The organism is Psychrobacter sp. ASPA161_6 (assembly GCF_051970285.1).
GTDB lineage: Bacteria > Pseudomonadota > Gammaproteobacteria > Pseudomonadales > Moraxellaceae > Psychrobacter > Psychrobacter glaciei.
Genome location: NZ_JBEFNJ010000001.1, coordinates 1,371,961 through 1,392,351 on the forward strand (window position 1 = coordinate 1,371,961; position 20,391 = coordinate 1,392,351).

Consider the following 20,391-nt stretch of genomic DNA (forward strand, 5'->3'; position numbering starts at 1 on the left):
ATTGATTAAGGTTTTACAAACATAGAGAATTGATCTGCAAATTCGCTACAAATACCTGCTTTGTTACTGGCTACCTCATACTCCATTTGAAAGTCAGCCAAGCCTTCTTTCAATGCGTCTTTGAGTTGTTTTGGCTTTCCTTGTCCATACTGATCCGCCAATGCCATACATCTTGCACCGCTAGCAATTATCTCTTCATTATAATACTCATATCCACAATATAACTGCGCTGACGTAGCCAGTCCATGATCGTACATAAGCTGCGTACAATTTTCATCGCCACTTGCCAGCGCTGGCGTGAGCAAGCTTAATGACAAACTAACCCCAATACCGATCTTGACCAAAGCCGCCTGTAACCGCATGTGCTAACCCTCTATCTGACAAATTTTGATTAATTGTATCATTGCTTGATTGCAGCATGATAGGTTTATTGCTACCGCCGCTGTCCAGTCGCTCTTTAATCTTAGGCATGGCGGGTATTTTTAGCACGGGTGTGGCTGGCAAGTTGGCAGGCTTGTAGCTAAAATCCTTGCGGGTTGATGTGCTTGAGCTGAAAATCATGGGTTTGTTTTCGCTAAAGCTGCTGCTAACAATGTTTGCTTTTTCGGGAGCCATACCGCCAATATTCACCCCAAGCGCACTACTGTTATTCTTGGCCTTATCAGCTACCGATCCTTTAACTTCTTTGCTGGCAGGTTGTTTTTTTGCCGCCGCCTCTTTAATTGAGGTTGCAGTTTTAGCTACCTTTGCTTTAGCCTCGTCAATAACCGTAGTGTCTTCTAGCGGCTTAAGTTTCTTATCTATTGATGCCTTGTACTGATCTCTGTAAATATGGTGTTTTGCGTACTTAGGATCAGTAGAGCGCCATTTTATGAAATCTTTAGCTAGAACTTCTGATGCTTTTTGATAAGAAACATTAGGATTATCTAGAAATTCACGCTTTGTTCGCTTGTACTGAGGCTTGTTCATTTCATAGACAGCGTATCTTGCTTGCTCATCTAAATTCTCCTGAGTCTTTTGCATTTTGCCATTTACAATATGGCCTTTATCTTTTAGTCGGTTATAAACATTTTCACCCCTATCTTTCTGCCAAGACATCATGCCTACATTTCGTTTGCCATTAGCGGGGTCAATATGATTGCCAAACAAATACTTATCTTGATATCCATTCTCACGCCCTATCTCGGCTGTCATAGCTCTTGATTGAGCATCTGACATCCCTGCATTTCTAAACGCCTTATAAACCATCATTTGGTTTTTGTTCTGTTTCTCACTTAAGTTTGCTGGTTGAGCACCGTTAGCGCCTGCATTGCCTGACGTAATACCGTCCACGCCACCAGTCACAAAATCAACCACGTCATCTGCAAAACCATTAGCCGCATTAACAGCACCCCTCGTCTTGCTATCAATCCATGCGCTCATCTTGCCAGCCATCTCATCCATACGACTAAAGAAAGGCTTAATACCATCATTCCACTTATCACTCATTTTCTTAGGCAAGTTATAAGCAGTAATAGAGTTCGTCCAATCCTCAATATAAGGGGATGCCGCTGCGCCTAGCGCCTCCCCACCCTCACTACCAATCCAATAACCAATACCCCCACCGATTAAGCCACCGATAGCCGTACCGATAACGGGTACTACAGAACCGATAGCTGCACCAGCGCTGGCACCAGCCAACATACCAGCACCGCCGCCCGCTAAGCCGCCTATGCCCTCGGACTTGCCCTTATGATCGAGGTTATCCCAGTCCATCGCAAGTGAGCCTGCACCGATCAAAAGAGCTAATGGCTTGGCTGCTTTTTTTAACACCTTGGTTAGTAGGCCACCTGCTGCTGCTGCACCACCAAGCAAGCCTCTGCCTAGGTTACCGCCTCGCCCGCCTTGCTTTCTAATGGCCTTCCAAATTTTATCGAGTAGCTTTTCATTCTCACGATTGTGTCGTGTCTCATCATTAGATAGCGGCTCACGTCGTTTCATTGACTTAAACTTTGACCAGCTAAACTTAGTGGCACGACCTGCCAGCTTACCAGCGCGTCCAATAGGAGATAGTAGCTCTTTAGCTTCTTTTAAGCTATCAAGCACGGGGTCCATGCCGCTAACGTCACTACCAAAGCCGCCCATACCGCCACTAGGCAAGCCAAAGCCTCTTTTGCTGTTACTGCCATCGGATATAAAACGCCCATTAGCATCACGCTCACGGCGATTATTGCCAGACGAGCTATCACTTGATCTTGTACTGCGATCAGATGAGTTACTGCCACGATCAGCCGCCCCTACGCTATCGCGGCTAACCGTTGGTCGATTAATAGGCTGGCTGGTTGATCTATCGGTACTGGCTGATGAGGATATGCGAGGGCGTCTATCCAGCGAGTTTGAGCGAACGCGGCTTGTACTTGCGCTGGCTTGTGATTCGCTACGGTAGTTTGCAGACTTGACAGCACGGGTAAGCTCACGCATTCGAGTATTGCCAATTTGATTTTGGCTTTTGAGTATCTGGATAATTTCTTGCGTATCATCATGGACGTTATCGATACCGTCCTTCATGCGGTTTATGCCAACGATAAAGCCGTTAGCGTCGTAATTTAGGGTAGTCATAATTAAGCGCCTTGTGTGTATATTAAGTCCCTCAATTATGCCACCTGCCAGCATTTGGCTGCCTTAGTGTTCCTTAGTCATCGACCGCCGTATAATCAATATCTTCGACATCATCATTATCAGGCTCAGGCGTTCGCCCAAAGTCGCCGCTGTTGGCTGTCTCTTTAATCCATTCAAGCCTATCATCAAGCTCAGCTTTCAATCTTGTCCGCGCCGCTTCCTCTTCCGCGTTAATATCGCCCAATGCCTCAAGCGCTCCTAAGCGACGTTCTTGATCGGACTGGCTAAAGTCCTCTGGGGTGATACCGCATAGGGGTAATTCAACCTCGGAGATTATCTTAGCGGATCTTGTCGATACATCCAGCGTATTAGCTAAGATGTTTATCACGGCTATTTTTTTCTGGATGGTTTCAGGATCAGCATCTATATCTTCCAAGTCATCAAGCAAGCTTAGCGCAAGCGAGGTTAAATTATCCTGAATATCGCCTTGTGTTCTCCATCTTTTTCGGTGTTTTACGATGATAGTGGCGCGCTCTTTTGCGCTCATGACCACATTGTCGGTTATTTCCTCTAATTTCCCATTTAACATTTCCTGAGCGGGTGATATTTCCCGTTTTTGTGCTTTATTTGTTTTACGAGAAATGTTGGTGATTTCCTTGCTAGGTGGATTTCCCTTTTTGGGCGAATTTCCCTTGCTTTTTGCCTGCTTATTTCCCTTTATTTCCTCTTTTTTTGGCAATTTAAGCGGATTTCTTTTAACCCATTTCTCTTTGGATTTTCGCTTACTCATAGAGCCGTTAGACTTAGGCACCTCATCGCCGTAAGTCGGCGTTAAATAATCTCGTATTTCATCGTAAGTGATCTCAGGCGTGTTTTCCCAAAGAAGCTTTATAGCATCCCATACGTCATCCGATGGTTGACTAGCCACAAGTCACCCCCACGAACACGTCGTCAGGGCTGGCAACAAAAACATCGTCGTTCAAGGTCTTGGGCTTGGCTAGCGGTATGCTGTACTGGTAATGCTTATCACGATCCGCAAGCAACCTATGTCGATCCTCTTTATCGACGCGCTCTGCTATCTGTGCCATCTGCATATCAACGGCTTGTACCTGTCTTGCCTGCTTAACCTCGATATCTCTAATAACCTGCATAACATCGCCTATCGCCTGATAAGTAGGGCTACCTACTACCGTATTAGCGCTATCAGTCTTAGCAGTCTGGCAAAGTCGTTTTGCGCTGGCAAGTAATGCTTCATGATCGTTTTTACAGATAGATTTGACATGAGTAACCATGACGCTGGCAAGCTCAGTCGTTAGCATCTGAACGAGCGCTTGCGATTGATTAACCACATGATTGACCGTACCTGCCAGCATATCCATTTCAGGCTCACACGATAGGCCGCAAATATAATCAAGCGATTGCCCGTATAAATCTTGAAAGATAAGAAGATCAGCGAACGATAGATTATGCTTGCCGTTCTCAATCTCGCTGATGCGATTGCGATTGTTCGACACACCCCATACCGCTTGCATAACTTCCGTTTGACTCATGCCAGCGTTACGCCTTGCCGCCGCCAAGTTTAGACCGATAGTTACATTGATACTTTTTAAATCGCGCTTGGTAAATCCTAGTCGCTTAGCCATAGTGCATCCCTGAGATAATGAACATTGCAGCCGCTATGCAATGCAGATATAATCAACTCGTTATCGTTGCTCAGATCAAACACTTATGTAATATCCAAAACACTCATGCGTCCAACATGGGTGTTTTTTATTTCCTAACCGTTATTATTTTTAGGATCATTGAGTATTAAATCTTTTGCCTGATAGCATCTAGGGCAAAATAGCATTGGAAGATTAAGTAGATAATTTTCATCCAACTGATTTTTAGTTAACTCCTTGCCACATGATTCACAGCACTTGATATCGCTCACTCGCTTACCTCGCTACACGCTTTGGTGATTTGGTAGTTATTCAATGCACTTACCAAACCCTCAATAGAACCACTCATCGCATCGGCATAATAAATCTCGCCGCAATCCTCACTCTCTTTGTGCTCGTAAAGAGAGCGCCTAACCGATCTAGCAGCTTCGATTAACGCTTTTAGTTCGTCACTCATAAAACAAATTCCTTATTATTTTTAACCGTCGTTTCGTAAATGATAATTCCGTACTTGTGGGCCATTTGTTTTGATTTATCGATATAAGTTCTAGTGCGCCTGCCCTTAAAATCCTCTACCACCTCGCAATCCTTTTCAATGTTGAAGTACACAAAGTCAGCGATATAATTCATGGCGTTATGAGTGATCTTGCCAGCCTCATCGCGCATGGTTGGTGTCAGCTCAAACGGTACTTGCAAACGTATGTCTCTAATCCGTCCCTGCCTCTCAAATCGCTTTAAGTGACAGTAGCGATCCCCTTCACCCGTGCTATCAAATCTTATGCCGTCGATAACGACTGGAATATTATTATGCTTAGATTTTTTAGCGCCTTTTGTGGGCCACAATCTCGCTATTTTTGCAGCGTTTGCCTGACCTGCTTTGCCTTCAGTGATGTTCGACCATCTAATCGCTGTTTTACGTGCCAATTTCACACCCTCCTAGCTGTTTATATCGTCCTGACTGACGTATGTACCGAACTAACATTCAAGTCACTTAAATCGTCGTCTAGCGCTTTACCGTCTTTCGACCACCGACAAGGATCATTAAACCGAACTCCGTCAATCTCGATAGCGCTACATGAGTAACGCTGATAGTCATTACTAAACGATAAGCCGATCACTAAATCACCTGCCAGCGTCACCGCTATGTTCTTGAAGTACGTGTAAGCGTTCGGTTTGCCATCCTTGACCGCTTGCTTACGTGCTGCGTACTCGGTCTCGCCTTTGGTGTAGTCGGCTGGGTCTTTTTTCACTTTTGTAACTCTCTAAGCGTTATTTTCATCGCCTCAACAGTCTTGCAATACTCGCTTGCTCGGTAGTCAGCTGCAAATCTTGCGGCTCGTTCTTCTTCGTAGAGTTTTTGCAATCCCTCCAAGTCCTCAGCGACCCATCCTCGTTCTTGCGCTCTTGCCTTGCTACGCGCTTTCTTTTTCTCTATACGTACCTGCTTGTGCTCTGACCAATCATCTTGTGCATAACGTCGCACCGCATCACGGAATGCCTTGGCATCACGCACTACCGTTAGCTGCACACCAAACATGGCAAAGCAAAGGTAGTTATTAGCGCCACCTGTCACGCTCTGGCTTTTAAATCGTTTGACTCTCGGTAAAATAGCTTTTGTTGTCTCAATGATAATCACTTGCCCTTCTCCCTAAAGTCCGTAACCACCACATCATCCGCGCCTACTCGCTGGCATGAGTAAGTCGTACTTGATGGGCTGCTATAAAACATGCCGAAGTGCTTGCACTCATTCGCTACCGATTGCTTGCCTATGCCGAACCCTATCGCTATAGCAAGAACCCCTAGAACTAGAATTATGCTAAGCCAAAACCAACTGTCTGTTCTCACACCCCAACCTCCCAATCTTTACTACCGTTTATAAAACTTAAAAAATCCGTATGGCTGAGCTCATGCAAATTATTAAGCACGACGCCTACTGCTAGTGGACACGCCAGCTTGACTGCGCTGACAATATCGTCATAGGCTGGCATGTCGGGCTGCTCGAATAAGACGATCTCGTTAGATACCGGCTCCCACGCTTTAGAGCTACTGCACCACGGCATGTCAATGCGAACGAAGGCGATAAAGTAGCGGTCTAGTTTGCTCATACCCTAACCCCACTTCTTAAAATCAATAACCCAAACCCAATCATTATTTTTATACGCACCTAGGCCGTACTTTTCGTCCCACATATCATCAAAATAACAAACATCCTCGACAAGGCTTAACTGAGACTGGTCGCTTTTGCTGCCCTTACGCTTAGGGTATCCGCAAGCCCTAGCGTCCTGCTCGTTTACATCCTGTATGCGCTCAATCCTAATGCCAGTTACTTTTACATTTAAACCAGTACCAATGCCTACCCTGCTATCAATCTTCAGTGATGGATGCCACAATCCACTTCTAGGGTAGTTATCAGGCGGTATCGGCATCCTGGCTTGAGTTACTCTGCCGGTGATGACTCCTACTTTTTCAGCATCATTTAGTATTATTGCTTTCATGCCGCCTCACCCTCTAATTCCGTATAACCTGCCAGCACTTCCGGGCTGATATAACCCTCGCAACATCCGTTGTACTGATCGTAGCTGTACCAGCGTTGATCCATAGACTGCCTATTGTGATTTTCATAGCGTCACCACTCGACCAGTCAATATTCGATAGCTTGGCCACACACAAGGAATTTGCACAATGTTCTGCTTCAGGCGGTCCGATGCTCTATCGCCCATGTGGTCGTAAAACTCGTTTGCGGTCATGTTAGTGGTGATAATCGTTGGCAGGCGTAGCTGATAACGTCTATCGATGATTGCAGACAGCTGCTCACGGTCTTTATCAGCCCACTTATCGACCGCTGACGTATCACCCTCGCCTACTTCATCAATTATCAAAGCGGTAGAACGACTCAGACGCTCAATGTAAGTCGCTGCGCTGTCACGGCTAGTCTTATCCCAAGTGGCTTTTATCTCTTGCTGAATCTGACCTGAACGCTTAAATGAAACGGTCATCTGTGCGTAGTAGCGCTGACGTACAATCTCATTTGCAAGTAAACACGCCAGCTTCGTTTTACCTGTGCCTGTATTGCCTGTTAGCAAGATATTGGCGTGGCCTTTGCTGTAGTTCGCTGCATAATGCTTAGCAAAATTGATGATCTTAGCGACTCGTGCGCGTGTCTCGTCGTCACCGCCAACTGACCACTGGCTAAAATCAGCGTTAATGTGCTCGCTTGGTATGTCTAGGCTGGCAAGCATGCCGCCTTTTAGCTCTTCAAGCTTGGCTTGCTGCGCGTCACGCTCCCACTGGCACTTTTGGCACTGCACGTTACCAGTTTTGGCAACCGCTTCTGTGACTTGCCAGCGCTGCTTGCCATGCATAGGGCAATCTGTTGTCACTGACACGGTGTTGAACGATGGCATGCGGCTCATGATGTTATCTAGCGCGTTATTGCGACCTGCCGTATGCGTAGGATCAAGCAATTCAGGCTTAGGATTTCTGAGTGAGGCGTTTTCGTATGCTGTATTCATGATGATTTACCCGTAGTAGTGGCTGTTATCGTTGTCTGAAGTGGTATCGCTTGGCATAGTGCTGTCTGTGCCGCCTGCGAACCATGCACGCTTCTCTTCGTCGGTCATTTCGGTAGGTACGTCATACTTTGCGTTGACTGCAAGAGGATCTGGCGTGCTGCGTGTTCTGCTGGCTGGTGACTGAGTTTGCTGCGATGCCACCTTAATTAATTTCTTTTCTAGCTGCTCGGTTGACCGAATAGCAATCTCAATTAGGTTTTGGCCATTGGCAACATGCCAGATGTCAGTAGCAACGTAAGTCATGGCATCTATGATTTGTTGTTCTGTGAAGTCATCATCCAATCGTGCATTGATGTGGCTAAGGCGTTTTTTGGATGGTTTGATTTTTTGACCAGACAATTCGATCCATTTATCAAAAAGAGAATTGACCAATAGTTCGCGTTCTTGTTTTGCTGGTGATAGTTTTTTAACGTCGGTTTTTTTAACTTCACCAGTCTCTATAGTTTTATTTAAAGAAGTTTTATTTATGTTTTCTTTAATACTTCCCATATTTTGGGACACAACTGGGTCATATTTTGGGAATCTAATGGTCATATTTTGGGATGCTAGATTTTGGGATGCTAAATTCTGACCATGTTTTTTGGCATCAAAAGCAGCAATATTTTCATAATTTAAAGTGTAAATAGCAGTCTTTCTTTGCTGGGCATCTTGGTTTAAAAAACCAAATTCAACCAATTCACCTACCGCTTTTGACACTGTGTTTTTGCTCATGTTGCACATTTTTTGCAAAAAGGTATTGGACAAGGCTGTATCATCATTCCCATAACCTACGATCATTCTGACCATCCGCATAAGCACACCAAAAGCAATAGGAGTTATAAACGACTGTGCGTCAAATATCTTGTTATCTACCTGCGTAAAGCCTGTTTCATTCATTGCGTATCTCTTATTTGTGTTCATTGCGCCACCCCATTTAGCCTAAAGTACGCCTGTATAGAGCCGCCTTCATCGGTGAACCACTCGCTGTAATGACATTGCGTAGCAAACTTCGTATGTAGTTCGCGCTCTACATCACTGTGTATGACATACAAGAGCTTTAATGGATTTCCTGCCATACCCTGTATATCGACAACTCTCTTTTCAGGGTTTATAGACTTGCCTATCTTGTATAGGTTGCTATTTGGGTTGTGCACTAGGTAGGTTTTAATCATCTGAGCTTTTTTACGCTTGGAGATAGTGATTTCAGTTTGATGCCTTAAGTCCCAATACATCATCGTTTCAAAAAACCCCATTGATACACCTAGTCTTTTTGGGCTTTTTGCCTTTATTATTTCCTCTAGCTCAATAATCTCAATAAAACACTTATTAGTTAAAACCTCACCATTCTCTACAATCTGCCAACCATCTATCAGCTCTACCACTAAGTCGTCCTTACTTAGCGTTATAAGCACACCGTCTTTGATACAATCGGGGATGACTACTTGAAAGCCTGACAAATCATGGTAATAACACTTCAGGATAAAGTAAGCATCATCGTATGATTCGAACGTCTTTGGCTCGAACATGTCAACCGACCGATCTAGGGTTTTACCTTCTTGATCTCTTGCTACCATTGCGGCGGATTGAGCGTAAAAATCTATTACTTTCTTCTTAGTTAGGTGCTTCTCGTACATGACGCCAAGTTCCAATTCAAGACCAAACTCTATTACCTTGCCGTTGGCAAGTAACTCTGCTTTGAAGTCTCCATCAGGGTCAGCTAAGCTAAAGACAGCATCACTTTTGGTGGGTAAGTCTATTGTGTAATTAAATACAGTTAAGTATTTATGCATCATAAAAATGACTGCAACAGACATATCGGGAAACACCATATCTTCGTGGTCTTTTATGTCGTCAACTTGCTTGTTGTTGCCAGTTAAAATACTCATGTGATATACTCCAGTTTCTAGGTTAGAATTTGTTTAGATATTGAGAGGCGCTCATCAACTCCCATTGATGAGCGTTTTTTATTGCCCGTCTTTTACTGCCAACACTTCACTGACAGTCGAACCAGCATCTTTGGCCACACGTTTGAACTCACGATAAGCAGCTTCCAATATTTCGTCAGGCGTAGAAGTTGGCATGCGAGCCGCCACTTCTTTTTCGACTCTGAGGTAATCCATCGCATCTAACATATCGCCCAAGTCGTCAATGTCTGACTCTTGATTGCTTTTGACTGGTGCCGTGTCTTTGGTTGCATCGTTTGGCATAATCCAACCAATCAAGTCACGACCACTGCTAATGACTGCAAAGATATCCATACCGTGACGACTGGCCAACTGAGTCACGCTTGCTGCCACAGCTTTTTTACCTTTAGTGACGTTTGATACCTCAAAAACCTTGCCACTGCGTAGTGCCTTGATAAGCGGCTCACGGTCTGGCCCAACCAAATTACCTGTTAGCTTGACTGCCTCGTGACGCTCAAAGTTATCGATCATAAAAAATGAATCTTTGGTACCAACACGACTCAGGCGAATCAACGTCATGTTTGTATTTCTTTTGATGTAAATTAAATCAGCGCGCTGTTTCTGATACTCTTTTTGCCCACTGGCTTTTTTAGACCTGGGCAACACCTTTATCATCTTGCCAGCGTTCAAATCAGCGATGACCGCATCACGTCTTACCTTAGCCATCTGTTGTAATGTTGGCTCTTGCTTAACCGTAATGACTCTGGCTATTTTCTTAGCTGGTTTAGCTAATTTTTTAGCTGTCTTAGCTACCTTTTGAGCTGTTGCGGTGCGGTCTTTCTTTTGGCGTAACACTGCTGTGCCGCTATCGAGATTAAACATGGCATCAAGGAACGCATCTTGAGCCGCTGCTTCTCGCACCTTCTTCGCCTTTTGTCTTGCCAGCTCAGACTCGTTCACATCATTGATAATCGTGCGAACTTTCGCGCCTAGATCATCTAAGTTTGTGATACCGATTTTTTCTGCGAACCACTGAACATTGTCAATCGGTGTTGATGTCTCGCTCACTTTCGGATAGTTACTCATATCGCTAAAAACTTGCTCTCTTAACATCACTTTCCCCAAAAATTTATTAACGTGTAAATGACAAGCGCAATCAATGCGACGTGGAATAAGACATAAGCAACTTTCCAAAATGCCGCTTGGTCAGCTTCCTTGTCTCTCTTTTCCTGCTCGCATTCATCAATGGTCTGACGTGCCAGCCTTGCTTTGCGCTCATGCTTCTGTTCGCGCTCTAAGTGCTCGCTGGCAAGTTTTGCGCTGAACTGCTCGCAGGGGAATAGCTTTTTATCGGTTGATTTCACAACATTCTCACTTATCATCTTTTCGTACTACGTTTTGAAGGCCAAGACTTTGGCGTAGTTTTGCGCCGCCCGTCATGACCCCCATTCCCTTGTTAACCTGCTCATTAATTAAATGTTTTATCGCTTCTTCTCGACTGCTATAGCCATAAAAGTCAGCAATCAAATCAAGATTTTTCAGGTTTTCTTCGCCAAGATCATCTTCTTTAAAATCATTAGACATACGCACTACCTTTGTTACGTTTAAAAAATTAAAACGTAATCTGTTTAGATGACGTCCGTATCGATATCATGAGACTCATGACGCGATTGTTTTGAGCTACGCATTGCATTTAGGCGAGCGTCGATAGCCTCTTCGCAAAGCTCTCGAACCATCTCGCTAAATCTTGAACCCTGCCAGTTGGCGGCTGCTGCGATGAATTGCTCTTGATAAGAATCGAATCGTATTGACTTAGGTTCTTTGACCAGCTTTCGGTCTTGGTGATGGTTAGACATGGGTTACACCTCCTCTGGTTGTTTGTTGATTTGCGCTAGCTCCGGACACAATTCATCCGCCTTAATCGCGCCATTAGTAAGTATTTCTGCTCGCATGGCGTTTAAGCCGCTAACACCGTGAACGCAATTTAGCCAGCCGCTTACGGTTCCTTGCTCAACACTTAAAGCTTTAGCGGTAGCAACTTGCCCGCCAAAGTGTTTGATTAGCCGAGCTGCTGGCTCAAATTTTTTCTTAGGTTGTGGGTTCATAGTTGACTACCTTTATTATTTAACTCAATAATAAAGGCTTACCTTTATTTAGTCAATCATTAATAACGGTAAACCTGTTTGCTCAAGTATAGGAACGCCTATAAAATAGGATAGGTTTAAACTGGAGAGTTTTATGGAACTAAAAGACAGGCTTAAGAAGGCTCGTAAGTACGCCGGCCTCACTCAAAAAGAAATTGAAAGCCGCATCAAAGGCCTTAAGCAATCTAGTTACAGTGAATTAGAAAGAGGTGAAAGTAAAAGCTCCACCAAGTTAATAGAGCTGGCAACATTGTTCCAGGTTGACCCGGTGTGGTTGGCTACCGGTGATGGTGAAATGCTAACCAAGCCAAGCCCGTCCGAGTTGATGCAGAAAATAAAAGATATTGAGAGTGGCGGTACTAGAGATAGCGGTATTGCACCGAAAGGCACGGTAAACGCACCTATGGCAGATACATCAGATGAAGTACCTATCTTGAGCTGGGTAGCGGCTGGCAGCTGGTCTAACGTAGAGGCGGTTACTTTTGACGACGCTATAGGCAAAGTGTCAAGACCGAAAAACCTATCAAAGAACGGTTTTGCATTGATTGTGCGCGGTGAGAGTATGCTACCCAAGTTTGATCCTGACGATATTATTTACGTTGAGCCGCAAACTGGATTGTTTGCGCTAAAAAACAATGATCTTGTGATAGTTCAGTGTAACAATGATACAGAAGCGACTTTTAAGCAGCTGGTGCTTGGCGAGACATCGGAAGATATGTACTTGCGCCCTCTCAACCCGAACTGGCATGAACAAAAAATGCTACCAATGGGCGAATGTAACTTAGTTGGCAAGGTAATAGGGAAATATGTCGAATACTAATGATTGGGCTTATATTTGGGTATGCCACTTAATCAGACATGCCAGCCTAGTTGAGACGCTACCTGCTGGCTGGTGTGTCTATTGTGAGGCGTCCGACTGGGATTAAATCAAAAAAAGGAATGACATTGAAATGAGTAAAAGACTTATTGTGTGTATGATGAACGAAAATCAAAATGATATTGATTTTATTAAGTTAACAGAAATTAAGACTAAATTGTCGGCTGTTATAACCTCTATCGAAGAAAAAGGGTGTTCTGGGTTTACCACATCCTTTGATAAGGGCGGCCAGCATATTGAGATGCTGGCCTACTCTGTTATGACAATAATGGATGATGAGGATATCAAGAAATTAATTAAACCTATTTGCGAAAATCTGTATGACGTTCATATCCTCAAGTAGTCAGCCAACACTGCTACCTTCCTTGACCTTGGCTACAGTATTAGGCATTGCTTGGACGGACTCTAGTAACTCAAACTCCTGCCCATCCACACTAACTATTGTTTTTGTGTTTAGGAATCGCCATCCGCTTTGTTCAGGCTCAGATTTTCTTAACTCATCAAACAAATAATGCCCATTTGGTCTTTCGTGCTTCATGGGGCTGTATAGTGGGTTACTAATGTATCTAGGGTCTTTTGATTTCTTTAGGGCTTTTCTTGCCAGCTCAATATTGCGACCACCGCGCATAGGTCCATTTTCATCCCACGGGCCGGGCAGCACCATCGTACTTATTGAAAACTCGGTATCTCTTAGGCGTACCATTTCATCACTGAGGTGTGTGATCCTGTGACCTAGCTTGCGATTGGCCAAGACGTAAGCCAGGCTATCTATTAAAAAACTACGAATTTGACTCATAACACTTACCTTTAACAATTAATTTCAAATCATTCTAACAACTAACCGCCTTGATTGGCGGTTTTTTTGTGCCTAAATAAAGGTATGTAAATATCTTTTTATTAATTTACCTTTATTTACCAATATTAAACTTGACTTGTAATATCGGTATACCTATAATTAACTACATCGAAACGGCAAACGCCCTGCGAGCAATCGCTAAAACTATTTAAAAACACCTGAATACATAGAACCATCTTGAAGCGCGTTTGACCAGGTTGGGCGCGTGAATGGATGGCTATCGTAAGTGATGCAAAGTGCATTGCTTACCATAGCCATTTAATAACGGTCTATGACCAATAATGAGGATGAATATATGGATCACGATGAGGCAGACCTTGATATGTACTGGCATGAACTAAAACGCCTCGGTACAGCACATGGTGAAAACATTCAAGATAAAGAAGCTTGGTGCGAACCGTTCTTGCTTGAAGGTAAAAGCGCCAAAGAAGCCTTTTACGAAGAATTTCCAGAGCACCTATCTAAATAACTAACGGTCTATGACCACTACTACGGAGATAAAGGCATGGCGTGCGAATGTATTAATGAATTACCGAAAAAGATTATGGCTCACTGTAATGAGCAAAAGGCGTATCAAACCAAACCAGTTTTGGCAGCCTCGTTTAAAGATATCGTGTTCCCGATTAGCTATCAAGGTGAAATGAGCATGGTATTGAAGTCAGACGTTAAGTTGACAGTTGAAGGCCGTAAGTCGCCAAAAATAACGACCCTGACTTATACCTACTGCCCTTTTTGCGGTGTGAAGTATAAGGAGGATGTATGAGCCAAGAAACCATCATCAACAAACTGTCCGATGGAATGATCGTAAAAATTAAGCATTACCAATCAGTGCAAAAGAAGGTGAATTTTGAGACTGGAAATAGCTCAACCAAGCGTACTGACCATTACCAGTTCATCACCGAGTCAAACGGCAAGCAGAAGACAACAAACATACCCAAGCGTCTATACGTTGCGCTACGAGCGTTTGAGATTGACCCAAAATTTTAAACCCAGTTATTACAACATAGCCGATTGCTCGCAGTCGTCTATCTCGTAACAACTAACCCAATCAAACAAGGAGCCAATCTTGGGAACCAAAACAGAACAGTTAAGTAGACGCGACCAGTTAGCCGCATCAGCAATGCAAGGTCTTATCATTGCGAACGCTGGCAAGCAAGTGAACAGCGTTGAGATAGCAGCGTCAGCAGCGAAACATGCTGATTCATTAATTGCTGCCCTTGCCAAAATTCAGGCATAAAAAAACCCAGTCAATTTGCCTTGACTGGGGTAATTCCTACTACGGAGTAAACATTATGAGTCAATTATTAAAGTTAGTCAAGAAGGGTGATAGATATGCGCCCACGGTTTACCAATTTGGTGCCAATGAGCACTTAAACATCCATTGTAGCGAGCAGTATGCAGATTTAACTGATGCAAGCACTGGTAGCTACATCCGCGCTATCGGCTGGCAAGGACTGCGTGACATGGGTTACTCGCCAGCCAAACTGCTAGATGGTGACGAGACTGACCAGTTTTTACACCGTGTCACGCTCATGCAGCACACGCGAGAATGCGTTATTCATATATTGGGCGGTCTAGCAGTTGCGCTCACGATAGCAGTCGTCGGATCACTCACTGGTTGCAATAACTATGTACTGTCTCAGATCGATAAAGATATAGCGACATCGACTAGCCAGCCGTTACTTGCTGATAGCGTTAATCAAGACGACTTGGATGATGATGTCAGTTACTTAGCGTCTAAACACTATGCGGATGCTAAGCACGCGAATGACGTTATCGCTAAGGCGTATGGGAGAAAGTTATGAGTAAGGTAACTAAGAAGCAGTTGCAGCAAAAAATAGACCGTCAAGAGACGCGTATTGACCGATTGGTGGGAATGCTTGCGAAAAAAGGATTTTACGATAAATTCAAAAATCTTGACCAATCAATTTTCGATGACGAGCCACCGCACTTAACATGGGCAGCTATTGAAGAAGATGGGAGTGTTTATCTTTTTGCTAAAAAGCCGTTTATTGATTTGCACAAGTGGGCTGCTGGCGTGGACGAGATTGAGGTTTATGTCGGTAATGAGTATGACGCCTCAAACTGGCAAAACTCGCTAATCGAGCGTGAGAGCAAAGAACTGATAGGTAGTGACTTGTGCAGAGCGATGTTGGCGAGGGGTGACTTAATGGTAGTTGTTTGGTCTGGTCGAAGTGACGATGACGCAAGGTTGCAGGCTAAAAATGCAGACTTAATTGACCCAGCAATAAACATAGTATCTCATTTTAACGGTGGTTATTTTTACGATGTTTGGGGTAGTGGTCACAAAGGCGCGGTTCCTATCTCGCTGTCCACAGGCTTAGAGCTAACCTCTAGCGAGGCGGGGCTATGAGTGACTATCAACAAGCCCAAGCAGGTTTTGAATGGATGGATCAGGAAGAGCAACACTGGTTCGCTAAAAATATCAGCGAGCAAGCCAGCAATGAAGCTGAAAAACAAATGATAGGCCAGATGCTAGCGCAGTTTGATAGCGTGTTTGGTCAAAGCGAGGAGAATATCTGATGGCTATCGTGACTTTAGTGTTAGGTAATAGCGGTTCAGGCAAGTCGTTCAGTATGCACAACTTAGATCCGAATCTCTGTGGTGTGATTAACGTCATGGGTAAGCCGCTACCCTTTCGCGCTGGCAAGGCATTTCGTAAGCTGAACACTGATAACGCTTATGAAATCAATGATCGTTTGCCAACCTTTAAAGCGCCCATTGTGATTATTGATGACTTTCAATACGTCATGGCTAATGAGTTTATGCGCGGTGTGACTGACGAAGGTGGTGGCAATTCAGTATTTCAGCGCTTTAACCGAATTGGTCAGAACGCTTGGAATATCTTAAATACTGCTATTAATAATACCAGCCCCGATCAGCGTATTTATATCTTATCGCACATCGAAGAGATTGAAGGCAAGACGAAGATTAAGACGATGGGCAAGATGCTCGATGAAAAGATTGTACTAGAAGGCATGGTCACTATCGTACTGCAAACTGCTATCCGAAACGGTGAGCACTTCTTTATGACTAAGAATGACGGCACAACCACGGTTAAGACACCGCATGAAATGTTTAACAGTGAGTTGATACCGAATGACTTAAACGCTGTAGATGACGCGATATGCGACTTCTACGGTATAGAAAAAAACCAAACGCAACAGGCGCAAACTGCCTAATTTAAATTTAAGGATTTACTTATGAACTTTCCAACTATACAGCTAAATGAAACAGCCGCATTAAAAGCGGGTTCTGGTGGCGGTCAATTCTTTGAAGGCAACAGCGAACAACTTGTCAAGATTGCTCGTGCTGAGTTTGTTGTATCAGCCAACACTGGCACAACCGGTATGGGTTTTGATGTATTTAATGCTGACGGTCAAAAAGGCTACTTTACTCTTTGGTTTATGAAGCAAGACGGCAGTTATATCGAAGGTTTTTACAACCAACTGCAAAGCATTATGGCGGTCACTGGCGTTACGACACTGACACCAACGCAAGCCAATATCGACAAGTATGATACTGCCGCTGGCAAGGTAGTGCCCACTCAGATGGCGGTGGCTAATGAGTTGATGGGTAAACACTTCACCGGCTTGTTTATTGATGAATTTGAAATTTACAACGGTGAGAAACGAAAAAAGACACAGCTATTCGCTGCCTTCAACCAAAAGCGCCAAACACTGCAAGAGCAAAAAGATCAGTCGGCACCACATCAAATTGAGGTGCAGATGGAGCGTCTAATTGGTTACTCGCTAAAGTCAGAAAAAGAAGTTGATGCACAGATGGGTGGTAATCAAGGTGGCTATAACAATCAGCGTGCTAGCCAGTCACCACAAGGCGGTCAGCAAAATAACAATACTTCTTATCAGCGTGGTGCACCAGTTCAAAAGAGCAATCAGCAAGGCTATAACAATCAACAGGGGAACGGTGCATCAGCCAATAATCAGGCACCGAATGGTGGCGGTCCAGTCGAGGATGATATCCCATTCGCTCCCTACTTTGATGGTCAATTTTAACTTTTCAGAATAACAACTGGCAGCCGTAAGTTGCTTAACCCCACTCTAATTTAAAGGCAAGAACCATGACTTCTCAAAAAGAATTAACCCCAATTTTAAAAGGCCAGCCGCTTGCTGATGCCGTCGCTTCCCTACAAGACGCTTGCCACACAGCCAGTATTAACGGTGGCTGGTGGACTTGCCCTAATACTGGTGAGTATCTAGGCGATACCGACGGCACTGGCATGAAGCGCAATACTGGTCAGATGCTAATGTTGTGCGTTAGTGAGCTTAGCGAGGCAATGGAAGGTGATCGTAAAGACCTGATGGACGACCATCTGCCTAATCGTAAGATGATGGAAGTTGAATTAGCGGATGCAATTATTCGTATTTGCGACTTGGCTGGCGGGAAAGGTTACGACTTGGGCGGTGCTGTGGCTGAAAAATTGGCTTACAACGCTCAGCGAGCAGATCACAAGATGGAAAACCGTATCAAAGACGGTGGCAAGAAGTATTAATCAGTAATTATTTAGGCTGGTAGTTCATGCCAGCCTAAACCCCTATTTTTATCTACTACGGAATAATGATTATGGCAAAGGTTAAGAACCGCGCAAGCCGAAAGAAAGCGGCAGTCAAAAAGGCGAACCAGGTTAAAGCTGGCAAGCCTGAAATGTACGAAGGTTTCATGCGTGTGCCCCTCAATAACTCATTCACTGGTGACGAGATTAGAATCAACACTGAGTACGAAGGTGATTGGATCAATCGAAAGCTACGCGCAACGATCATGAATGAGCCGCGCATGTTCGTAGTCACTGCTCACGTCTTTATGACTGACGGCAAAAGATATTGCGCGACTATCGAGTATCAAAGCTATGGCGGTCGAGAAACGATACCGGATGCCGCGAATATGGCAGTCGATGCGGCACGTGGCGGCAGTGGTCTAATGAATATGAGCGAGTCTTATATTATCGTTCGCGCTCAAAAAGATATGACTAAGTTTCCAAAAGAGATTGATGTTGAAGCGCTTAAAGCGAAGCAACAGAATAAAGTGCCGGTCATGGGCTTATCGAATCCATTTGACTATGACTACCTATGGGATGAATTTGTTAAGGAAGCAAAAGCATGAACACGCCAGCAATGATTATAGATTTTGAAGCAACGGATGTTAGCAAAGAAGCTGAAGCAACGCAGCTTGGGTATCGTCGCGTAAGCTTTGATGACGAAGGGTGCTTGTGGGCAGAACCTATGTATAGCGATATCACTGAAGGAGTACCTAGCCACACAGTCAGCTGCAAGCCCGACCGCCGTATCAGCTACGGCGCGATGGCTGTTAGCCACATCACACCTGAGATGGTGGAAAATGAGCCAAGCCACAAAGAGATAGCTAACTTTGTTTTACCCAAAGGTGAAGCCTACATCATCGCCCACAATGCAGACTACGACATTCAAGTCGCGGCCAACGCTGGTGTCGATGTTAGCCAGTACAAAGCGATTTGCACTCAAGCGCTGGCACGTCAATTAATACCCTGTATTGATAGCTACTCACTAGGCGCACTTACCTACTACATTAATCCTGATCGCGCTAAGCAGTATTGCCGTAACGCGCATGATGCTGGTTACGACGTGACATTCACGCTTTGGCTGCTTGAGTATCTATGCAAGGTTGGTAGCATCACAAGCATGGAACAGCTATATCTTGCCAGCGAGGAAGCGCGGATTCCGCTTACTTTTACGTTTGGTAAGCACCAGGGTAAAACCATCAAAGATATAGCGGTCACTGATCGCAGTTACTTACAGTGGATTATAAAAAATCATGATAACGCTTATCTGGTCAAGGCGTGTCTTGATGCCATAACCGGCAATATTAATATTAACGTATAAGGAATACAGAGATGGACGTAAGTTTTGAGCGTGAAGCACAGAAAGACGAATGGCTAACCCCCCCCATATTTTAGCGGCATTAGGTGAGTTTGATTTAGACCCATGCGCGCCTATTGGCAGACCTTGGGACACAGCGAATAAGCATTACACAGTCGCAGATGATGGGTTAAATCAAGAATGGGAAGGGCGTGTGTTTTGCAATCCTCCTTATGGACGCGAGACGCAAAAATGGCTTAATCAATGCGCTATTCATGATAATGCTATCGCTTTAGTCTTTGCACGTACCGAAACAAGAATGTTTTTTGATTCAATCTGGCAACAAGCGACAGCAATATTTTTCATTAAAGGGCGTTTAAGCTTTCATTCAGTAGATGGCGCAAAAGGCGGTACGGCTGGTGCGCCAAGCGTATTGGTTGCTTACGGCAGAGATAACGCCGATTACCTTAAAAATTTAAAAATAGCTGGCTGTTACGTGGATTTATCAAACCGCGTGATAACCATAAAAGGAGATTGATATGGGTGATGCTAATTGTCCTGAGTGTGGCGGTGGTTATGAAGTACAAGATAACCACCCTTATGACGGCGATATTCAAACTGCCACTTGCCGAAACTGCGGTACAAAGTTTGAAGTAGAAGCCGAAGTAACCACTGACTTTAATATGGCTTGATGGAGAATGACATGAAAGGTATTTACTACACCACAGCAGACATTAAAACACTATTTGGCTGGAGTTCGGATGATACGATTGCACGCCGCATAGAGTCTGGTTTTTTGCCATCGCCAGACATACGCGGCAGGCCAAACAAGTGGATTAAAGCTAACATCGATGCGCTAATAGAGGATATGACCACCGAAAAAGACGAAGCCTAGCGCTTCGTCTTTTTTTATGCGGTATTACTCAC

At 44.3% G+C, this 20,391-nt stretch carries 36 protein-coding genes; 17 read left to right on the forward strand and 19 right to left on the reverse strand.

Annotated elements, in window-relative coordinates; translation table 11 throughout:
* Positions 1 to 5: 5 nt before the first annotated feature.
* From ACTQ9T_RS05640 to ACTQ9T_RS05725, 18 genes are all read right to left on the reverse strand, one after another.
* Complete coding sequence (locus tag ACTQ9T_RS05640; protein ID WP_440464360.1) at positions 6 to 362, reverse strand: hypothetical protein; 357 nt, start codon at positions 360 to 362, stop codon at positions 6 to 8.
* Positions 319 to 2,598, reverse strand: a complete 2,280-nt coding sequence (locus ACTQ9T_RS05645; protein WP_440464361.1) for a hypothetical protein — start codon at positions 2,596 to 2,598, stop codon at positions 319 to 321. Before ACTQ9T_RS05645 ends, ACTQ9T_RS05640 begins: the two co-directional genes overlap by 44 nt.
* Before the next feature lie 73 nt (positions 2,599 to 2,671).
* Entirely contained in the window at positions 2,672 to 3,526 is an 855-nt protein-coding gene (locus ACTQ9T_RS05650; RefSeq protein WP_440464362.1) for a hypothetical protein, read from the reverse strand.
* Positions 3,519 to 4,241, reverse strand: a complete 723-nt coding sequence (locus ACTQ9T_RS05655; protein WP_440464363.1) for a helix-turn-helix transcriptional regulator — start codon at positions 4,239 to 4,241, stop codon at positions 3,519 to 3,521. Before ACTQ9T_RS05655 ends, ACTQ9T_RS05650 begins: the two co-directional genes overlap by 8 nt.
* A gap of 286 nt (positions 4,242 to 4,527) precedes the next feature.
* Positions 4,528 to 4,716, reverse strand: a complete 189-nt coding sequence (locus ACTQ9T_RS05660) for a hypothetical protein (protein WP_440464364.1) — start codon at positions 4,714 to 4,716, stop codon at positions 4,528 to 4,530.
* On the reverse strand, positions 4,713 to 5,183 hold the full coding sequence (locus tag ACTQ9T_RS05665; RefSeq protein ID WP_440464365.1) for a DUF1064 domain-containing protein: 471 nt from the start codon (positions 5,181 to 5,183) through the stop codon (positions 4,713 to 4,715). Before ACTQ9T_RS05665 ends, ACTQ9T_RS05660 begins: the two co-directional genes overlap by 4 nt.
* A gap of 20 nt (positions 5,184 to 5,203) precedes the next feature.
* Positions 5,204 to 5,509 (reverse strand): hypothetical protein, encoded by a 306-nt coding sequence (locus tag ACTQ9T_RS05670; protein ID WP_440464366.1) that lies wholly within the window; start codon positions 5,507 to 5,509, stop codon positions 5,204 to 5,206.
* On the reverse strand, positions 5,506 to 5,832 hold the full coding sequence (locus tag ACTQ9T_RS05675) for a hypothetical protein (protein WP_440464367.1): 327 nt from the start codon (positions 5,830 to 5,832) through the stop codon (positions 5,506 to 5,508). Before ACTQ9T_RS05675 ends, ACTQ9T_RS05670 begins: the two co-directional genes overlap by 4 nt.
* 268 nt (positions 5,833 to 6,100) lie before the next feature.
* Positions 6,101 to 6,364 (reverse strand): hypothetical protein, encoded by a 264-nt coding sequence (locus ACTQ9T_RS05680; protein WP_440464368.1) that lies wholly within the window; start codon positions 6,362 to 6,364, stop codon positions 6,101 to 6,103.
* Between the two features lie 3 nt (positions 6,365 to 6,367).
* The gene (locus ACTQ9T_RS05685; RefSeq protein ID WP_440464369.1) at positions 6,368 to 6,754 is read right to left on the reverse strand and encodes a hypothetical protein; all 387 of its coding nucleotides are present in this window, start codon (positions 6,752 to 6,754) and stop codon (positions 6,368 to 6,370) included.
* Positions 6,755 to 6,877: 123 nt separating this feature from the next.
* Positions 6,878 to 7,771, reverse strand: coding sequence for an ATP-binding protein (locus ACTQ9T_RS05690; protein ID WP_440464370.1), 894 nt, complete (start codon positions 7,769 to 7,771; stop codon positions 6,878 to 6,880).
* Between the two features lie 6 nt (positions 7,772 to 7,777).
* Positions 7,778 to 8,707 (reverse strand): replication protein, encoded by a 930-nt coding sequence (locus ACTQ9T_RS05695; RefSeq protein WP_440464371.1) that lies wholly within the window; start codon positions 8,705 to 8,707, stop codon positions 7,778 to 7,780.
* A 20-nt stretch (positions 8,708 to 8,727) separates the two neighbouring features.
* Positions 8,728 to 9,696, reverse strand: coding sequence for a GIY-YIG nuclease family protein (locus ACTQ9T_RS05700; RefSeq protein WP_440464372.1), 969 nt, complete (start codon positions 9,694 to 9,696; stop codon positions 8,728 to 8,730).
* A 78-nt stretch (positions 9,697 to 9,774) separates the two neighbouring features.
* Positions 9,775 to 10,800, reverse strand: a complete 1,026-nt coding sequence (locus ACTQ9T_RS05705) for a hypothetical protein (RefSeq protein WP_440464373.1) — start codon at positions 10,798 to 10,800, stop codon at positions 9,775 to 9,777.
* A gap of 26 nt (positions 10,801 to 10,826) precedes the next feature.
* Positions 10,827 to 11,078, reverse strand: coding sequence for a hypothetical protein (locus tag ACTQ9T_RS05710; protein WP_440464374.1), 252 nt, complete (start codon positions 11,076 to 11,078; stop codon positions 10,827 to 10,829).
* A 7-nt stretch (positions 11,079 to 11,085) separates the two neighbouring features.
* A complete protein-coding gene (locus tag ACTQ9T_RS05715) occupies positions 11,086 to 11,298 on the reverse strand; it encodes a hypothetical protein (protein WP_440464375.1) in 213 nt (70 codons plus the stop codon).
* A 44-nt stretch (positions 11,299 to 11,342) separates the two neighbouring features.
* Positions 11,343 to 11,570 carry a hypothetical protein gene (locus tag ACTQ9T_RS05720; protein ID WP_440464376.1) on the reverse strand — a complete coding sequence of 76 codons (228 nt, stop codon included), beginning with the start codon at positions 11,568 to 11,570 and terminating at the stop codon, positions 11,343 to 11,345.
* Positions 11,571 to 11,573: 3 nt separating this feature from the next.
* The gene (locus ACTQ9T_RS05725; protein WP_440464377.1) at positions 11,574 to 11,819 is read right to left on the reverse strand and encodes a Cro/CI family transcriptional regulator; all 246 of its coding nucleotides are present in this window, start codon (positions 11,817 to 11,819) and stop codon (positions 11,574 to 11,576) included.
* Positions 11,820 to 11,952: 133 nt separating this feature from the next.
* Between ACTQ9T_RS05725 and ACTQ9T_RS05730 the strand changes: the two genes are divergently transcribed.
* Together ACTQ9T_RS05730 and ACTQ9T_RS05735 are read left to right on the forward strand one after the other, a co-directional pair.
* Positions 11,953 to 12,678: a helix-turn-helix domain-containing protein gene (locus ACTQ9T_RS05730; protein WP_440464378.1), complete on the forward strand. Its 726-nt coding sequence runs from the start codon at positions 11,953 to 11,955 to the stop codon at positions 12,676 to 12,678.
* 130 nt (positions 12,679 to 12,808) lie between these two features.
* Positions 12,809 to 13,078 (forward strand): hypothetical protein, encoded by a 270-nt coding sequence (locus ACTQ9T_RS05735; RefSeq protein ID WP_440464379.1) that lies wholly within the window; start codon positions 12,809 to 12,811, stop codon positions 13,076 to 13,078.
* Here the strand turns inward: ACTQ9T_RS05735 and ACTQ9T_RS05740 are convergent, their stop codons facing one another.
* Positions 13,079 to 13,531 carry a hypothetical protein gene (locus ACTQ9T_RS05740; RefSeq protein ID WP_440464380.1) on the reverse strand — a complete coding sequence of 151 codons (453 nt, stop codon included), beginning with the start codon at positions 13,529 to 13,531 and terminating at the stop codon, positions 13,079 to 13,081. It abuts the gene before it with no gap.
* 355 nt (positions 13,532 to 13,886) lie between these two features.
* On the opposite strand from ACTQ9T_RS05740, the gene ACTQ9T_RS05745 reads away from it, so the two are divergent.
* The 15 genes from ACTQ9T_RS05745 (at position 13,887) to ACTQ9T_RS05815 (ending at position 20,359) form a co-directional block, all read left to right on the forward strand.
* Positions 13,887 to 14,060 carry a hypothetical protein gene (locus tag ACTQ9T_RS05745; RefSeq protein ID WP_440464381.1) on the forward strand — a complete coding sequence of 58 codons (174 nt, stop codon included), beginning with the start codon at positions 13,887 to 13,889 and terminating at the stop codon, positions 14,058 to 14,060.
* 36 nt (positions 14,061 to 14,096) lie between these two features.
* Positions 14,097 to 14,354 carry a hypothetical protein gene (locus tag ACTQ9T_RS05750; protein WP_440464382.1) on the forward strand — a complete coding sequence of 86 codons (258 nt, stop codon included), beginning with the start codon at positions 14,097 to 14,099 and terminating at the stop codon, positions 14,352 to 14,354.
* On the forward strand, positions 14,351 to 14,578 hold the full coding sequence (locus tag ACTQ9T_RS05755) for a hypothetical protein (RefSeq protein WP_440464383.1): 228 nt from the start codon (positions 14,351 to 14,353) through the stop codon (positions 14,576 to 14,578). The genes ACTQ9T_RS05750 and ACTQ9T_RS05755 overlap by 4 nt, the downstream gene beginning before the upstream one ends.
* 79 nt (positions 14,579 to 14,657) lie before the next feature.
* Entirely contained in the window at positions 14,658 to 14,828 is a 171-nt protein-coding gene (locus ACTQ9T_RS05760) for a hypothetical protein (RefSeq protein WP_440464384.1), read from the forward strand.
* Positions 14,829 to 14,883: 55 nt separating this feature from the next.
* Entirely contained in the window at positions 14,884 to 15,396 is a 513-nt protein-coding gene (locus tag ACTQ9T_RS05765) for a hypothetical protein (protein WP_440464385.1), read from the forward strand.
* The gene (locus tag ACTQ9T_RS05770) at positions 15,393 to 15,965 is read left to right on the forward strand and encodes a hypothetical protein (RefSeq protein ID WP_440464386.1); all 573 of its coding nucleotides are present in this window, start codon (positions 15,393 to 15,395) and stop codon (positions 15,963 to 15,965) included. Before ACTQ9T_RS05765 ends, ACTQ9T_RS05770 begins: the two co-directional genes overlap by 4 nt.
* Positions 15,962 to 16,135 carry a hypothetical protein gene (locus ACTQ9T_RS05775; RefSeq protein ID WP_440464387.1) on the forward strand — a complete coding sequence of 58 codons (174 nt, stop codon included), beginning with the start codon at positions 15,962 to 15,964 and terminating at the stop codon, positions 16,133 to 16,135. The genes ACTQ9T_RS05770 and ACTQ9T_RS05775 overlap by 4 nt, the downstream gene beginning before the upstream one ends.
* Positions 16,135 to 16,794 carry an ATP-binding protein gene (locus ACTQ9T_RS05780; protein ID WP_440464388.1) on the forward strand — a complete coding sequence of 220 codons (660 nt, stop codon included), beginning with the start codon at positions 16,135 to 16,137 and terminating at the stop codon, positions 16,792 to 16,794. The genes ACTQ9T_RS05775 and ACTQ9T_RS05780 overlap by 1 nt, the downstream gene beginning before the upstream one ends.
* 21 nt (positions 16,795 to 16,815) lie before the next feature.
* Positions 16,816 to 17,628: a hypothetical protein gene (locus ACTQ9T_RS05785; RefSeq protein ID WP_440464389.1), complete on the forward strand. Its 813-nt coding sequence runs from the start codon at positions 16,816 to 16,818 to the stop codon at positions 17,626 to 17,628.
* A gap of 65 nt (positions 17,629 to 17,693) precedes the next feature.
* Positions 17,694 to 18,125, forward strand: coding sequence for a hypothetical protein (locus ACTQ9T_RS05790; RefSeq protein WP_440464390.1), 432 nt, complete (start codon positions 17,694 to 17,696; stop codon positions 18,123 to 18,125).
* 71 nt (positions 18,126 to 18,196) lie between these two features.
* On the forward strand, positions 18,197 to 18,733 hold the full coding sequence (locus ACTQ9T_RS05795; RefSeq protein WP_440464391.1) for a hypothetical protein: 537 nt from the start codon (positions 18,197 to 18,199) through the stop codon (positions 18,731 to 18,733).
* The gene (locus ACTQ9T_RS05800) at positions 18,730 to 19,488 is read left to right on the forward strand and encodes an exodeoxyribonuclease X C-terminal domain-containing protein (RefSeq protein ID WP_440464392.1); all 759 of its coding nucleotides are present in this window, start codon (positions 18,730 to 18,732) and stop codon (positions 19,486 to 19,488) included. The genes ACTQ9T_RS05795 and ACTQ9T_RS05800 overlap by 4 nt, the downstream gene beginning before the upstream one ends.
* Before the next feature lie 49 nt (positions 19,489 to 19,537).
* Entirely contained in the window at positions 19,538 to 20,002 is a 465-nt protein-coding gene (locus ACTQ9T_RS05805; RefSeq protein WP_440464393.1) for a DNA N-6-adenine-methyltransferase, read from the forward strand.
* A gap of 1 nt (position 20,003) precedes the next feature.
* On the forward strand, positions 20,004 to 20,156 hold the full coding sequence (locus tag ACTQ9T_RS05810; RefSeq protein WP_440464394.1) for a hypothetical protein: 153 nt from the start codon (positions 20,004 to 20,006) through the stop codon (positions 20,154 to 20,156).
* Positions 20,157 to 20,167: 11 nt separating this feature from the next.
* Entirely contained in the window at positions 20,168 to 20,359 is a 192-nt protein-coding gene (locus ACTQ9T_RS05815) for a hypothetical protein (RefSeq protein WP_440464395.1), read from the forward strand.
* The last annotated feature ends 32 nt before the right edge of the window (positions 20,360 to 20,391 follow it).